This window comes from Pantoea sp. SGAir0183 (genome assembly GCF_043545505.1).
This window is the reverse complement of record NZ_CP028053.1, coordinates 982,767-997,739: the sequence shown is the minus strand read 5'-3', so window position 1 is coordinate 997,739 and position 14,973 is coordinate 982,767. Positions and strand designations below refer to the sequence as shown.

Below are 14,973 nucleotides of genomic sequence, written 5' to 3'. Positions count from 1 at the left end.
GTGGAACATGTTTCGACCACGACCCTGATTGTCACGCTCATCATCATGGTGTTGGTTTCAGCCTACTTTTCGGGTTCTGAAACCGGCATGATGACGCTCAATCGGTATAAATTGCGTCATCAGGCAAAAAATGGTCACCGCGCCGCCCGCCGCGTTGAAAAGTTGTTAAAGCGTCCCGATCGCCTTATCAGCCTGGTGCTCATCGGGAATAACCTGGTCAATATCCTTGCGTCCGCGATTGGCACCATTGTGGGAATGCGCCTGTATGGTGACGCCGGTGTGGCGATTGCGACGGGTGTTCTGACCTTTGTCGTGCTGGTTTTTGCAGAGGTGCTCCCTAAAACCGTTGCTGCGCTTTATCCAGAAAAAGTCGCCTATCCCAGTAGCTTTCTGCTGGGCCCGCTGCAGTACGTTATGCTGCCGCTGGTCTGGTTACTGAATACCATTACGCGTCTACTGATGCGTCTTGTCGGCATTCGGGCAGAAGGGGCTATCAGTTCCGCGTTAAGTAAAGAGGAACTGCGCACTATCGTTTATGAATCACGTACGCACATGTCCCGACGCAACCAGGACATGTTACTGTCCGTACTGGACCTGGAAAAGGTCAGCGTGGACGACATTATGGTGCCACGTAATGAAATCGTCGGCATCAATATCAATGACGACTGGAAATCCGTGATTCGTCAGCTCAGCCACTCACCGCACGGTCGTATTGTCCTGTTCCGCGACTCACTGGATGACTGCGTGGGCATGCTGCGCGTGCGTGAAGCCTGGCGCATGATGACGGAGAAAAAAGAGTTCACTAAAGAGATGTTGCTGCGTGCCGCTGATGAAATTTACTACATCCCGGAAGGCACTCCGCTTAACACGCAGTTGGTGAAGTTTCAGCGCAACAAGAAAAAGACCGGTCTGGTCGTTGATGAATATGGCGATATTAAAGGGTTGATCTCTATCGAGGATATTCTGGAAGAAATTGTTGGGGATTTCACTACGTCGATGTCGCCGTCACTGGCCGAAGAGGTCATGCCGCAAAACGATGGCTCGGTGCTCATTGAAGGCAGCGCCAATATTCGTGAGATCAACAAAGCTTTCAACTGGCAGTTACCCGAGCAGGAAGCGCGCACGATTAACGGCATGCTGCTGGAGGCGCTGGAAGAGATCCCCACCGTTAATACGCGAGTCCGGGTGAATCATTACGACGTCGATATCCTGGATGTGCAGGATAATATGATTAAGCAGGTGCGCATTACGCCACAGACGCCGCTTAAACAGTCTGTAGGCTCCTGAGCAGAATAAAGCCGCCTTTTAGGGCGGCTTTTTATTGGCCTGGCTCCTGCTTTTTGCATAAACGGCGAGCCGTAACCCAATAAAAAACGCCGCGTATGCGCGGCGTTTTTGTGAGAACAGTCCAGACTAGATGTGCAGCTCTTTCAGCTTTTCAGCAGGCAGTTTCAGATCGTCATTGTGGTTAACGCCGATCTCCTGTGCCAGCACATTACGGGCAATTTGCTGCGCTTCATCCAGCGAATGCAGCTTGTAACTCCCACACTGGTATTCATTCAGCTCAGGAATCTGGTTCTGATCTTTCACTTTCAGCACATCTTCCATCGCGCCTTTCCAGGCCTGTGCCACACGTTGCTCATCTGGCGCACCAATCAGGCTCATGTAGAAGCCGGTACGGCAACCCATAGGTGAAATATCGACAATTTCTACGCCATCGCCGTTGAGGTGGTTACGCATAAAACCTGCAAACAGATGCTCAAGCGTATGGATGCCACGTTCAGTCAGAATATCGATATTGGGGCGACAAAAACGCAGATCGAAAACGGTAATCGTATCGCCATGCGGCGTCTTCATGGTTTTTGCAACACGCACGGCGGGCGCGGCCATGATGGTATGATCTACAGTAAAACTATCCAGTAATGGCATACGTCACCTCTTAGTCTGAAAAATTTTTTATGAACGATGAAACTTTTCCGATCGCCCAGCGTCTGAATATATGAAAGACGCGCATTTGTTATCATCCATCCCTGACAACAGAGATGTTAATTTGGCCACAGTGATGTGGCCTTTTTCTTTTCTACCCTTCCCGGCTGGCCAGATAGGTTTCAAAATCCAGCGTATCACTCGCTTCGAGCTGCTGTTGCGCCGCAACAGATGCCTGCGCCTGTTGCGCAAAGTCTTCTGGCTTTAACACTTCCAGCGGCTCATTAACCAGCAGCTGACGATACTGTTCCGCCAGCATAATCCCCGTGCCCGTTACGCCGTGTTCTTTCATGGCATTCAGAATACGCGCCGAATAGGTTAGCTCAGGATCGTCAAAGGATGCTACCAGTTCATCGCAGACCTGCTGATATTCAGTGGTGCCCTGATTACTGTCCAGCGCTTCTGCGACGCGGCGCAGGTCGGCGAACAAGGTTTTGCCCACCTCGCGCAGTGAATATTCCGCCTCACCACATCCTACCGCAATCTTCAGGTCAGGCTTACGTCCTTCCAGCACCACGCGGTTCCAGTTCTGCCGGCTACATTGTAATTCATCAGCGCTCATTTCAGGCGCGTCTGCCAGCGTGCACCAGATCAGGAACAGATCGAGGAAGCGGACCTGATTCTCATCCACACCAACAGGTGAGAAGGGATTAATGTCCATGGAACGCACTTCAATGTACTCAATACCACCCCGTAACAGCGCATCTGATGGAGCTTCTCCGGAACGGGTAACGCGTTTCGGACGAATCGGCGCATAGAGTTCATTTTCAATCTGCAATACGTTGGTATTCAGCTGTAACCAGTTGCCCTCAGCATCCCGGGTGCCCATCTTCACAAAGTCTTCTGAAGGCGTTTTAATCGCTTTTTTCAGTGCGCTGACGTAACCCTCAAGGGAATTAAAGGTAATGCCCAATGCACTTTGTGACTTGTTGGTGTAACCCAGGTCGCTCAGACGTAACGATGTCGCGTAAGGCAGCCACAGCGTGCCTTTGTCATCGTGTTTAAACGGCAGTGCGCTTTCTTTGCCCTGCAGGAAGCTGGAGCAGATAGCAGGTGATGCGCCAAACAAATAAGGAATGACCCAGCCAAAGCGATAATAGTTACGAATCAGGCGCAGATAGCCCGCAGAAATCGTCTCTTTACCACTTTCGTAATCTTTTACGTCTGCCCATGCCTGCCAGAACGACAGCGGCAGAGAGAAATTATAGTGAATGCCGGAGATGGTTTGCATCAGCGCACCATAGCGGTTTTTAAGCCCCTGGCGATACAGCGTTTTCATCCGACCAATATTCGATGTGCCATACTGCGCCAGCGTAATCTTATTGGCGTCCTCAATCAGGCAAGGCATGCTGAAAGGCCACATGCGTTCGTCACCGAGCTCATCCGCAACATGGCGGTGGACATCGCGCAAAAACGCCAGCATATGCTCAATGCTGTGATCGACTGGGGTAATGAACTCCAACAGCGTCTCAGCAAAGTCAGTGGTGATCCAGTCATGCTTAAGCGCCGATCCGAGCGACGCAGGATGCGCAGTCGTTGCAAGATGTCCATCCGGCTGCACGCGCAACGTTTCACGTTCGATGCCACGACCAATGCCTTTTAATGCATCAGGATGCGCCTCCAGCCAGGATAACGCTTTTGATACGTCGGGGATCACATTAACCTCCGGCTGTGTGAATAATTTATTTTTGTTCAGCATAGTGTTAACCCTAGCCCCGAATCTGTACGAATCAATGCCACCATTCCATGCCCTGTAATGTGGCGGTCGCAATAACGATGTAACGCAGAGTTTTGCCAATCGCCAGAAACAGCACAGTGGGTAGCCAGGCAAAACGCAACCAGCCTGCAAGCACGCAGAGCAAATCACCCACTACCGGCAACCAACTCAATAACAAAGCCGCCGGCCCAAGCCGCTGCAACCATGCCATTGCTGTTTCATGCCATCGCCCCTGACGTTTTAACGGCAATAAGCGACCCAAAATTATGTTGGTCAAGCCACCCAGGGTATTCCCTAACGATGCGACTCCAATCAACCCGTAAACTGATGCGCTTTTCGCGATCAGCAATGCAACCAACAGCGCCTCTGAACTACCCGGAAGTAGCGTCGCACTAAGAAAGCTGCTGCTCAATAAAGACAGATATGCCAGCGTCTCGCTCACAGCAGACGGACATCAACCACGGCCATACCTGCGGCTTTCGCTGCCTGTACGCCAAAATCTGCGTCTTCAAATACCACACAACGCGCCGGTTCAACGCCCAGTAATGCCGCACAGCGCAGGAACGTCTCGGGCTCCGGTTTGTGGTGCTCGACGTCATCCGCCCCCACCACCGCCGAGAAGAGATCTCTGACACCCAGATGATTAAGAAGTGCATCTGCCATGGCGTGCTGGCTACCGGTGCCAACAGCCAGAGGTCGACGTCCGTGATAAGCCTTAACGACGTCCATTAACGGAAGCGGCTGGACATTTTCCAGCAGCATCGCTTTCACTGCCGCCGTTTTTTCTGCGGCAAGCAGATAAGGATCGTGATCGGCGTTATTGGTTTCGACAATTAGCTGCGCCAGCCGCCATGATGGCGCACCATTGAAATCCATCATGCGCGCTTCATCAAACGTTAAGCCATAACGCGTCAGCACCTGACGCCACGCTTTTCGATGTGTCGGTTCTGTATCAAGAATAGTCCCGTCCATATCGAAAATCAGGGCGTCGTATTGATCGTAGATTGTCACAGAGGACCTCCAACAAATGAGCCACTACTTTAGCTGAATGTGCGTAGGTTGTCGCCAGGCGGGATGAACAGCAAATGCTTTGAAAGCATTAGCTATTTTAGTTTTCAGATAAAGGTGATCGTGATGGAAAGCCTGTAACCCTTCGAATTTCCAATGGTTTTAGCAGGAAAGCAGAACGTAAGCATTATGTTAAGAAAGCCGAAGTGCCTGCCATCCGGGACAGAAAGTTTACGTCGCGATAAACACGATATTCCCTACAAAATCAGCCTGATCGAGAGAAATTCAATACTATGTTTATGACTAAAACGGTTAAGTTGGCGTTCTGGATTGCGACGGTAAGGCTGGATGTTACGCACCTGCTGCACCAGGAAGACGTTGAATGAAATACACGACGACAATCCTTGCTTTTGCGTTTTGCACGCGTGGCGAGGTTGTGTGGACTGTCAGGTGGAGCGCAGAGAGAAGGCGTTTGAAGATTAATCTCGGTATACCGGGAGGATGATTCGGCGGGACCTTACTCTTCGGGCCGTTGCTGACGCAACGCTGGTTCTGACTCACAGACTGAATGGCTTACAGACCAGGAACACATGTTCGTACTGAAAAGTAGGGTGCATCCGGGAGGATGATTCGGCTGACGCCTTACCCTTCGGGCCGTTGCTGTCGCAACGTTATCCTCCCTGGTTCTGACTGACAGGCTGAATGGCTTACAGACCAGGAACACATGTTCGTACTGAAAAGTATGGTGCATCCGGGAGGATTCGAACCTCCGACCGCTCGGTTCGTAGCCGAGTACTCTATCCAGCTGAGCTACGGATGCATTTAGAAAGCTTTATGGGACGGCAGAAGCCAGTCTGGGGATAATACGAAGAATGGTGCGTCCGGGAGGATGATTCGGCTCGCGCCTTACCCTTCTGTCCGTTGCTGACGCAATGCTGGTTCTGACTGACAGGCTGAATGGCTTACAGACCAGGAACACATGTTCGTACTGAAAAGTATGGTGCATCCGGGAGGATTCGAACCTCCGACCGCTCGGTTCGTAGCCGAGTACTCTATCCAGCTGAGCTACGGATGCATTTAGAAAGCTTTATGGGACGGCAGAAGCCAGTCTGGGGATAATACGAAGAATGGTGCGTCCGGGAGGATGATTCGGCTCGCGCCTTCCCCTTCTGTCCGTTGCTGACGCAATGCTGGTTCTGACTGACAGATTAAATGGCTTACAGACCAGGAACACACGTCCACACTGAAAAGTATGGTGCATCCGGGAGGATTCGAACCTCCGACCGCTCGGTTCGTAGCCGAGTACTCTATCCAGCTGAGCTACGGATGCATTTAGAAATCTTTTATGGAACGGCAGAAATCAACCTGGGGATAATACGAAGAATGGTGTATCCGGGAGAATGATTTGGCTGGCGCCTTACCCTTCGGGCCGTTGCTGTCGCAACGTTATCCTCCCTGGTTCTGACTGACAGATTAAATGTCTTACAGACCAGGAACACACGTCCATACTGGAAAGTATGGTGCATCCGGGAGGATTCGAACCTCCGACCGCTCGGTTCGTAGCCGAGTACTCTATCCAGCTGAGCTACGGATGCATTATGAAATTCTTGTACAACGCAGGGTGCTAACGACTCACCATGAAGGAATTGCTAATTCACTTTACAACTCTGTTCCGATACCGTTCTCTGCTGGCGCGTAGCCTTGCATCAACGTGTCCATATTTAACGATATGGTGCATCCGGGAGGATTCGAACCTCCGACCGCTCGGTTCGTAGCCGAGTACTCTATCCAGCTGAGCTACGGATGCATCGGAAATGGCGGTGAGGGAGGGATTCGAACCCTCGATACAGCTTTTGACCGTATACTCCCTTAGCAGGGGAGCGCCTTCAGCCTCTCGGCCACCTCACCTTACGCGTTCTTCCGAACTGTGCTTCTGAACTTTGTTTCCGCTCATCGGCACTGCGTGGCGCACATATTACTTTCCCGGACTTATAAGTCAAACAATTTTTCGGAAGGTTTTTTCTGTTTGCACAAATGACAGGCAATTGGGACAAAATGACGGCAAAAAGAGTGAATAATCAACAATGAAAGATGATGAAGTTAACAAAAATGAGCGATAAACAGAAAAAAGGAAATTAAGCGGCGGGAGGAAAAAGGGGAGCGTCTCGCACAGGTGCGAGACGCAGAATCTGTCAGACGTTAGTTTGTTGCGTTTTTTCGGCCTGGATGCGCTGGTAAATCTCTTCGCGATGCACAGACACTTCTTTGGGTGCGTTAACACCAATACGGACCTGGTTACCTTTGACGCCCAGCACCGTTACAGTCACCTCATCGCCAATCATGAGGGTTTCACCAACTCGACGAGTTAGAATAAGCATTCTTTGCTCCTTGAAAGATTAAAAGAGTCGGGCTCATACAGCTTCCCGGCGTTATCCATCACTTAACGCTGTACACAGGTTATGAGAAATACACCATTGCACATCAACGCGCCAATACATTCTGCTGATAAATAGTTTAGCCGAAATACGCTACATCAACCCGACTTTGTCACTAGCAAATTTAACACCGTATTAAAAAGCGCCGGAACACCAGTTCTGACGCTTGCTACGATGAATTATTTTATTTCATCACAGACGGCTCGAAACCCATCCTTCAACACCTGCCAGCGCACCTTTCAGTGCCGTAGCATCACTGCCACCTGCCTGCGCCATATCAGGTCGACCACCGCCTTTCCCGCCCACTTTCGGGGCGAGTTCAGCAATCAGCTCTCCCGCTTTTACGCGGTCGGTAAGATCTTTTGTTACGCCAGCAATCAATGACACTTTGCCCTCAGCGACAGTGGCCAGAACAATGATGGCCGAACCCAGCTGATTTTTAAGATCATCAACCATAGTACGCAACATTTTTGGATCGGTGTTACTGAGCTCCGTTACCAGCAGCTTCGCGCCTTTCACATCAATGGCGTTGTTGCCAAGCTGGGCACTTTCCTGCGCCGCCTGCTGATCGCGCAACTGCTGTAATTCTTTTTCCAACGACCGCACGTGATCAACCAGCCCACGCACTTTGTCATTCAGGTTGCTGCTGTTGGCTTTCACCAACTGAGCAATGTCCTGTAACTGACTGCTCTGGGCATAAACCTGCGCCAGTGCTGCTTCACCCGTGACCGCTTCAATGCGGCGAATACCGGCTGCGCTACCCGATTCAGCCTGAATACGGAACAGACCAATATCCCCCGTACGTGCAGCGTGCGTACCACCACAGAGTTCAACAGAGAAATCGCCCATGGTCAGTACACGCACGCGTTGGTCATATTTCTCGCCAAACAGCGCCATTGCGCCTTTCGCCTTCGCCGCCTCAAGATCCATCACGTCGGTTTCTACCGGTAAGTTGCGACGGATTTGCGCGTTCACAATGTCTTCGACCTGACGAATCTCCTGAGGTTTCATGGCCTCAAAATGAGAGAAGTCAAAACGCAGGTATTTATCGTTAACCAGAGAGCCTTTCTGTGCGACGTGCTCACCCAGCACCTGACGCAATGCAGCATGCATTAAGTGCGTTGCGGAGTGATTCAGACGGATACGTGCACGACGTGCTTCATCAACCACCGCCTCCACGCGGTCGCCAATGCGCAGCTGACCGCTGCTCACTTTGCCAATATGCCCAATTGCCTGGCCATATTTCTGCGTATCCTGAACCTGGAATTCAACGTTATTGCCTTTCAGCACACCGGTATCGCCAACCTGACCACCCGACTCGCCATAGAAAGGCGTTTCATCCAGCACTACCACCGCATCCTGCCCTGCCGAAACGACGTCAACCGCTTCACCTGCGACGAACAGCCCTTTCACCGTCGCGGCCAGGTCCAGTTGGTCATAGCCTTTAAAGGATGAGGCCGCATCTGTGCGGATGACATTGCTGTAGTCAGCGCCGAAGCCGCTGGCTTCACGGGCCCGTTGACGCTGTTGTTCCATGGCTTTTTCAAAACCGGCTTCGTCAATTTTGAGATTACGCTCACGGCAGACATCGGCCGTTAAATCGGCAGGAAAACCAAAGGTATCGTACAAACGGAAGACAGTTTCACCATCCAGCGTATCGCCTTTCAGTTTAGCCAGTTCGTCATCAAGCAGGGCCAGGCCACGCTCCAGCGTTTTCGCAAACTGCTCTTCTTCGCTCTTCAGAACATTTTCAACCTGAGCCTGTTGGCGCTGCAGCTCTTCGCCAGCCGCCCCCATCACCTCAATCAGTGGCGCAACCAGTTTGTAGAAGAACGCCTCTTTCGCACCCAACATGTTGCCGTGACGCACTGCACGACGAATGATACGGCGCAGAACATAACCGCGGTTTTCGTTCGACGGGATCACGCCATCCGCAATCAGGAATGCACAGGAGCGAATATGATCGGCAATAACGCGCAACGACTTATTGCTCAGATCGGTCGCACCAGTGACCTCAGCAACCGCGTTAATCAGCTTCTGGAACAGATCGATTTCATAGTTGGAATTCACATGTTGCAGGACCGCCGTGATGCGTTCCAGCCCCATTCCGGTATCTACCGACGGCTTAGGTAATGGCAGCATGGTGCCATCCGCCTGACGGTTAAACTGCATGAAGACGATGTTCCAGATTTCGATGTAACGATCGCCGTCCTCTTCAGGACTGCCTGGCGGTCCGCCCCAGATATGATCGCCATGATCGTAGAAAATCTCGGTGCAGGGACCACAAGGACCCGAGTCCCCCATCTGCCAGAAGTTATCTGACGCGTAAGCACTGCCCTTGTTGTCGCCAATACGGATAATACGTTCGCGCGGAACACCAATATCATTGGCCCAGATGTCGAACGCTTCGTCATCGGTTTCATAGACAGTAACCCAAAGGCGCTCTTTCGGCAGCCTGAACCATTGGTCACCGGTCAGCAGTTCCCAGGCATAGGCAATGGCTTCTTTTTTGAAATAGTCGCCGAAGCTGAAGTTGCCCAGCATTTCAAAAAAGGTGTGATGGCGTGCGGTGTAACCGACGTTTTCAAGGTCGTTATGCTTCCCGCCCGCACGAACGCAACGCTGCGACGTGGTGGCGCGGGTATAGTCACGCTTGTCCTGACCGAGAAACACATCTTTAAACTGGTTCATTCCGGCGTTAGTAAACAGTAACGTCGGATCGTTGTTCGGTACCAGGGAGCTGCTTGCTACAACCTGATGTCCCTTACTATTGAAAAAGTCGAGAAACGCTTGACGGATCTCAGCAGTGCTCTTGCTCATATATATCCTGGAATCACGCTAACGAAAGGTCCTTCTTTATCAGGCGTACCGCGTTATCACGGCAGCAAGCTTAAGGAACCAAAAGGGGTAAGATAAATATTCTTCGGAGGGAAGTAAAATCACATCGGCCTTTAGTCGTCAAAATTTCTGAAAACCTGCTGAATATCTTCACTCAGAAAGCCTTTTGCATGCAGATAGCGTTGCACTTTTGCTTTTTCTTTCCATTCGGTCGGCAACGGATGGCCAAATTTCTTTTCTGCCAGTTCCGCTGCGCAGGCTGACCAGTCGATCTCCGTCTCTTCCATGGCGAGATCAATCGCATCACGGCTTATGCCCTTTTGCCCCAGCTCAAGCCGGATCCGTTGTGGGCCAAAGCCTTTACGGCTGCGGCTCTGAATAAATCGCTCTGTGAAGCGCTCATCGTTCAGCCAGCCATTTTCGCTGCACCAGTTGATGACCCTTTCCAACAGCTCGGGAGTGATAATTTCAGGTTCTTTTTGTTTTATCCACGCACTGCGCTGGGCAGATAACTGCAGTTTTTGTTTGAGCTCTTCGCGACTGTGATCGCGCTGACCCAGCAGGCGCATTGCCCGATCGAGCAGGCGTGAAAAAGAGATAACGTGTGGCTGAGGTTGTTCAGACATACTGCGCACCTTTAACAAACGGAAAGAGAGTATGGAGGCAGAGGAGGAAAGAGGAAAGGCAAGTGAGAGGTTAACGTCAAACGGGAGCAGATTTCTCTGCTCCCGTTTCAGGCATTAATAGTCTTCGTTTGCTTCGCTGGCTGCATTCTCAACGTCGTCAGCGGAGAAGTCCGCTGCGTCGTTTTGCTCAGCGCCGTTGAGCAACATGTCGCGCAGTTTCAGGTCAATTTCGTTCGCGACAGCCGCATTTTCCTTGAGGAAGTTGCTGGCGTTTGCCTTACCCTGACCAATTTTATCGCCTTTATAGCTGTACCAGGCACCCGCTTTTTCAATCAGCTTGTGCTTCACACCGAGGTCTACCAGCTCGCCAAAGGTGTTGATCCCTTCGCCATACATGATTTGGAACTCAGCCTGCTTAAAGGGCGCAGCAATTTTGTTCTTAACCACTTTAACGCGGGTTTCACTACCGACGACGTTGTCACCCTCTTTGATGGCGCCAATACGGCGGATATCAAGGCGAACTGACGCGTAGAACTTCAGTGCGTTACCGCCGGTGGTGGTTTCCGGATTACCGAACATCACACCAATTTTCATACGAATCTGGTTGATGAAGATCAGCAGCGTATTCGACTGTTTCAGGTTACCGGCCAGCTTACGCATCGCCTGGCTCATCATACGCGCCGCCAGGCCCATATGTGAGTCACCGATTTCGCCTTCAATTTCGGCTTTTGGTGTCAGGGCAGCAACGGAGTCGACGATAATCACGTCAACGGCACCGGAGCGCGCCAGCGCGTCACAGATTTCCAGCGCCTGTTCACCCGTATCGGGCTGTGAACACAGCAGGTTATCGATATCAACGCCCAGTTTCTTGGCGTAGACCGGATCCAGTGCGTGTTCAGCATCGATAAAGGCACAGGTTTTACCTTTACGCTGTGCGGCAGCAATCACCTGCAGCGTCAGCGTGGTTTTACCCGAGGCTTCAGGACCGTAGATCTCGACGATACGGCCCATCGGCAATCCACCCGCACCTAATGCGATATCCAGTGACAGGGAGCCTGTTGAGATGGTTTCCACATCCATTGAGCGGTCTTCACCCAAGCGCATGATGGAGCCTTTACCAAATTGCTTCTCAATCTGGCCGAGCGCGGCAGCTAAAGCCTTCTGTTTGTTTTCATCAATTGCCATTTCTACTCCTAATCATGCCGGGTAAACACGCACACATGGTGCCTGTGCACTTTCTGTTGCGAATAATTATACTGTATAGTCATACAGTATCAAGTTTAATTTTTCAGAAATTTACTGGCCAATGTCTGCAGCGCCCAGGCAACCGACTGACGGCGCACCGCATCACGGTCACCGTCAAACTGCTGGCGAAAAGCCATGACAATATCGTCGGGGCCGGCAAAGCCAAACCACACCGTTCCCACGGGTTTGTCTTCACTGCCCCCCTCCGGGCCAGCAATGCCGCTCACGGAAATGGCGTAATCGGCCCGCGCCTGCTGCCGGGCACCGACAGCCATTTCGCGCACTACGGCTTCACTGACCGCGCCAGATTGCGCCAGTGAGGCGGCACTGACGCCGACTAATTCCTGCTTGGCTTCATTACTGTAGGTCACGAATCCCCGTTCAAACCAGGCCGAGCTTCCACTGATGTCCGTAAACACCTTGGCGATCCAGCCGCCGGTGCAGGATTCGGCGCAGGTCACCGTAGCATTACGCTGCTTCAGCGCCTCACCAATCTGCGTACTCAACGTCTGCAACTGCGAATCATTCATTTTGTCGCTCCCTGTCAACGAGTACTGAACATGGTGCAAGCCCTGCCCTTTTTCAAGCGCCTGGGGTAAAGCAATGCAGAAATTGCGTGTGACTATCCAGATATTTTAGCGATTACGTGTCGCCACCATGAAAAGCCGGGGAAACGCCAGTAAGACCTTGCCGTCCTGCCGCGCCGGATACGCGGTCATGAGGCACTGGTGATAGGCGGCCAGAAACTGTTCCTGTTCAGATACGCTAAGTGGCGCAAGAAACGGACGCAGCCCGGTGGCTTTCAACCAGTGGATGATGGCCTGGGCATTATCCATAACGTGATAATAGGTGGTCCGCCAGATATCAACGGCACACCCGGTCGTTGTCAGCACATCGTAATAGTGTTCAGTTGAAGGTAATCGCTTGCGCTCGGCCGCCTGCGCGCTGATTTTGTCACGCCACGGCCCGGAAGTGGCCACATCTCGCATTAACTGATGTGAAGGCTCATCCAGATTATCAGGCATCTGGACGGCCAGCGTACCGCCGGGTGCCAGCTGATTTACGAGATGTGGTAAGAGCGAAGAATGACCGCCCAGCCACTGTAGCGAGGCATTCGCATAGATAACCTGCTGTGGAATCGCGGCCTGCCAGGTGGCGATATCAGCCTGAATAAATGCGCATTGTGGTAGACGTTCACGCGCCTGCTCCAGCATGGCAGCAGAACTGTCGAGGCCCGTAATCTGCGCCTGTGGCCAGGCATCGACAAGCAGCTCGGTACTGTTGCCGGGGCCGCACCCCAGATCGGTAACGAAACGGACATCTTCAACCCTGATTCTGGACAGTAATTCCTGAGCCGGTCGTGTTCTTTCGGCTTCGAACTTGCGATACAGCGTGGGATCCCAGTCTTGCATAACGTTTCACCTCTCATGCGCTCCGGACACACAGAACATAGACGTATAAATACGCATAAAGTGCCCGTTCAGGCAACAAAAGGGATAATGTCCGGGGAGCTGTGAACGGATTGTGGCAGGGCCGGTGAGTACCGGTAACGCATCAGGGCGACGTGAGGACACATGAAATCGGGCGCGCTGGGCGCCCAATACCATCAGTTCTTTTTGACAAACTCAGACTTCAGCTTCATCGGACCGAATCCGTCAATTTTACAATCGATATTGTGGTCGCCTTCTACCAGCCGGATACTCTTCACGCGGGTGCCAATCTTCAGCACAGAAGAGCTGCCCTTCACCTTGAGATCCTTGACAACCGTTACGCTGTCGCCATCTGCCAGTATATTGCCGTTAGCATCGCGAACGACCTGTTCCTGAGCGCTGTCGCTGCCTTCAGCTTGCGTCCAGATATGACCACACGACGGACAGTTTAGGTTCTCAGCATCCTGCCAGGTGTAATCAGCCTGGCAAACGGGACAAGCAGGTAAAGACATAACGACTCCAGATAATAACGGCGGCACAAAATACAGGGCCGCCATCATATAGCCTTACAGTTAATAAGGGTAGTATTAAAACAGCGAGCCCTTGCGCGCCTTGCTGACCGCTTCACCCAACTGCCACACAGCCATCGCATAATGCGTGCTGTTGTTATAACGCGTAATGGCATAGAAGTTAGGTAAACCGTACCAGTACTGATAACTGGTGCCTAAATCCAGCCGCAGCAGGCTGACCTGATCATTGCCGTCCAGCGGACCCTGGGGAGAAAGTCCTGACGCGGCCAGCGTACTGACGCTGTAACGGGTCTTAAAGCCATTCTCCAGCATCGGTGCCTGGCCGCTGGCCGGCACGGCCACATTCTCGCCAGGACGCCAGCCATTCTGCTGAAAATAGTGCGCGACGCTGCCTATCGCATCGACCGGATCCCATAAATTAATATGGCCATCACCATTGAAGTCGACAGCGTAAGCTTTGTAGGACGATGGCATGAACTGGCCATAGCCCATCGCACCGGCAAACGATCCTTTGAGATCGAGTGGATCGTCTTTTTCATCACGCGCCATCAGCAAAAAGGTTTCCAGTTCGCTGCTGAAATAGGCAGAACGGCGTGGATAATCAAAGGAGAGCGTAGCCAGTGCATCCAGAATACGGGTTTTGCCCATAACACGGCCCCAGCGCGTTTCGACGCCAATAATGCCGACGATAATTTCCGGCGGAACGCCATAGACCTGCTGCGCGCGCTGCAGAGCATCCTGATATTGATTCCAGAACGCCACGCCATTTTGTACGTTATCCGGCGTAATAAACTTATCGCGATAGCGGATCCAGGCCCCGTTAGGCCCACTTGGTGGTGTATACGAGGGAGCCTGGCGATCCATCAGACGCAGGACATAATCCAGTCGTTTTGCCTGGCCGATGATGGCGTGCAGTTGCTGACGGTCAAAGCCGTGCTTCGCCACCATTTTATCAATAAATTGTTCTGCAACAGGGTTACTGGCGAAATCACCAAACATCGGTTGAACCGCATGTGCGGGTTCCAGTAAAAATCCGCCTTTCGGCGCAATCAGTTCCGCAGGAGGCTGCGGCTGCGGCTGCGGCTGCGAAGTGTGTGGCTTACTGCTACAGGCGGCAAGCAGGGCAAAAAGCGGAAGAAGAGCAAGCTTAGAACGCAT

13 protein-coding genes and 6 tRNA genes are annotated in these 14,973 nt (G+C 52.1%); 1 reads left to right on the top strand and 18 read right to left on the bottom strand.

Annotated features, from left to right (window positions below; genetic code table 11):
• A complete protein-coding gene (locus C1N59_RS04830) occupies positions 1-1,287 on the top strand; it encodes an HlyC/CorC family transporter (protein WP_033739517.1) in 1,287 nt (428 codons plus the stop codon).
• 126 nt (positions 1,288-1,413) lie between these two features.
• On the opposite strand, the gene luxS is transcribed toward C1N59_RS04830, so the two are convergent.
• The 18 genes from luxS to mltB all read right to left on the bottom strand — a co-directional run bounded on the left by luxS (position 1,414) and on the right by mltB (position 14,973).
• On the bottom strand, positions 1,414-1,929 hold the full coding sequence (luxS, locus tag C1N59_RS04825; protein WP_006120714.1) for an S-ribosylhomocysteine lyase: 516 nt from the start codon (positions 1,927-1,929) through the stop codon (positions 1,414-1,416).
• Between the two features lie 151 nt (positions 1,930-2,080).
• Complete coding sequence (gene gshA / locus C1N59_RS04820; protein ID WP_033739518.1) at positions 2,081-3,685, bottom strand: glutamate--cysteine ligase; 1,605 nt, start codon at positions 3,683-3,685, stop codon at positions 2,081-2,083.
• 31 nt (positions 3,686-3,716) lie between these two features.
• The gene (locus tag C1N59_RS04815) at positions 3,717-4,145 is read right to left on the bottom strand and encodes a YqaA family protein (protein ID WP_006120716.1); all 429 of its coding nucleotides are present in this window, start codon (positions 4,143-4,145) and stop codon (positions 3,717-3,719) included.
• A complete protein-coding gene (gene yqaB, locus C1N59_RS04810; RefSeq protein ID WP_044242548.1) occupies positions 4,142-4,708 on the bottom strand; it encodes a fructose-1-phosphate/6-phosphogluconate phosphatase in 567 nt (188 codons plus the stop codon). Before yqaB ends, C1N59_RS04815 begins: the two co-directional genes overlap by 4 nt.
• A 746-nt stretch (positions 4,709-5,454) precedes the next feature.
• Positions 5,455-5,531: transfer RNA gene (locus tag C1N59_RS04805), tRNA-Arg, on the bottom strand.
• A 178-nt stretch (positions 5,532-5,709) separates the two neighbouring features.
• Positions 5,710-5,786, bottom strand: a tRNA-Arg gene (locus C1N59_RS04800).
• Between the two features lie 178 nt (positions 5,787-5,964).
• Positions 5,965-6,041, bottom strand: a tRNA-Arg gene (locus C1N59_RS04795).
• Between the two features lie 188 nt (positions 6,042-6,229).
• A tRNA-Arg gene (locus C1N59_RS04790) sits at positions 6,230-6,306 on the bottom strand.
• Positions 6,307-6,441: 135 nt separating this feature from the next.
• Positions 6,442-6,518: transfer RNA gene (locus C1N59_RS04785), tRNA-Arg, on the bottom strand.
• An 8-nt stretch (positions 6,519-6,526) separates the two neighbouring features.
• Positions 6,527-6,619: transfer RNA gene (locus C1N59_RS04780), tRNA-Ser, on the bottom strand.
• A 284-nt stretch (positions 6,620-6,903) separates the two neighbouring features.
• Positions 6,904-7,089 (bottom strand): carbon storage regulator CsrA, encoded by a 186-nt coding sequence (csrA, locus tag C1N59_RS04775; protein WP_006120718.1) that lies wholly within the window; start codon positions 7,087-7,089, stop codon positions 6,904-6,906.
• Positions 7,090-7,338: 249 nt separating this feature from the next.
• A complete protein-coding gene (gene alaS / locus C1N59_RS04770; protein ID WP_394550375.1) occupies positions 7,339-9,966 on the bottom strand; it encodes an alanine--tRNA ligase in 2,628 nt (875 codons plus the stop codon).
• Positions 9,967-10,097: 131 nt separating this feature from the next.
• Positions 10,098-10,610, bottom strand: a complete 513-nt coding sequence (locus C1N59_RS04765; protein ID WP_080752857.1) for a regulatory protein RecX — start codon at positions 10,608-10,610, stop codon at positions 10,098-10,100.
• A 114-nt stretch (positions 10,611-10,724) separates the two neighbouring features.
• The gene (gene recA / locus C1N59_RS04760; protein WP_006120721.1) at positions 10,725-11,795 is read right to left on the bottom strand and encodes a recombinase RecA; all 1,071 of its coding nucleotides are present in this window, start codon (positions 11,793-11,795) and stop codon (positions 10,725-10,727) included.
• Between the two features lie 95 nt (positions 11,796-11,890).
• Positions 11,891-12,385: a nicotinamide-nucleotide amidase gene (gene pncC, locus C1N59_RS04755; RefSeq protein WP_054633241.1), complete on the bottom strand. Its 495-nt coding sequence runs from the start codon at positions 12,383-12,385 to the stop codon at positions 11,891-11,893.
• A 105-nt stretch (positions 12,386-12,490) separates the two neighbouring features.
• Positions 12,491-13,267: a trans-aconitate 2-methyltransferase gene (tam, locus tag C1N59_RS04750; RefSeq protein ID WP_394550374.1), complete on the bottom strand. Its 777-nt coding sequence runs from the start codon at positions 13,265-13,267 to the stop codon at positions 12,491-12,493.
• A 194-nt stretch (positions 13,268-13,461) separates the two neighbouring features.
• Positions 13,462-13,797, bottom strand: coding sequence for a zinc ribbon domain-containing protein YjdM (locus tag C1N59_RS04745; protein WP_006120723.1), 336 nt, complete (start codon positions 13,795-13,797; stop codon positions 13,462-13,464).
• A gap of 75 nt (positions 13,798-13,872) precedes the next feature.
• Positions 13,873-14,973: a lytic murein transglycosylase B gene (mltB, locus tag C1N59_RS04740; protein ID WP_394550373.1), complete on the bottom strand. Its 1,101-nt coding sequence runs from the start codon at positions 14,971-14,973 to the stop codon at positions 13,873-13,875.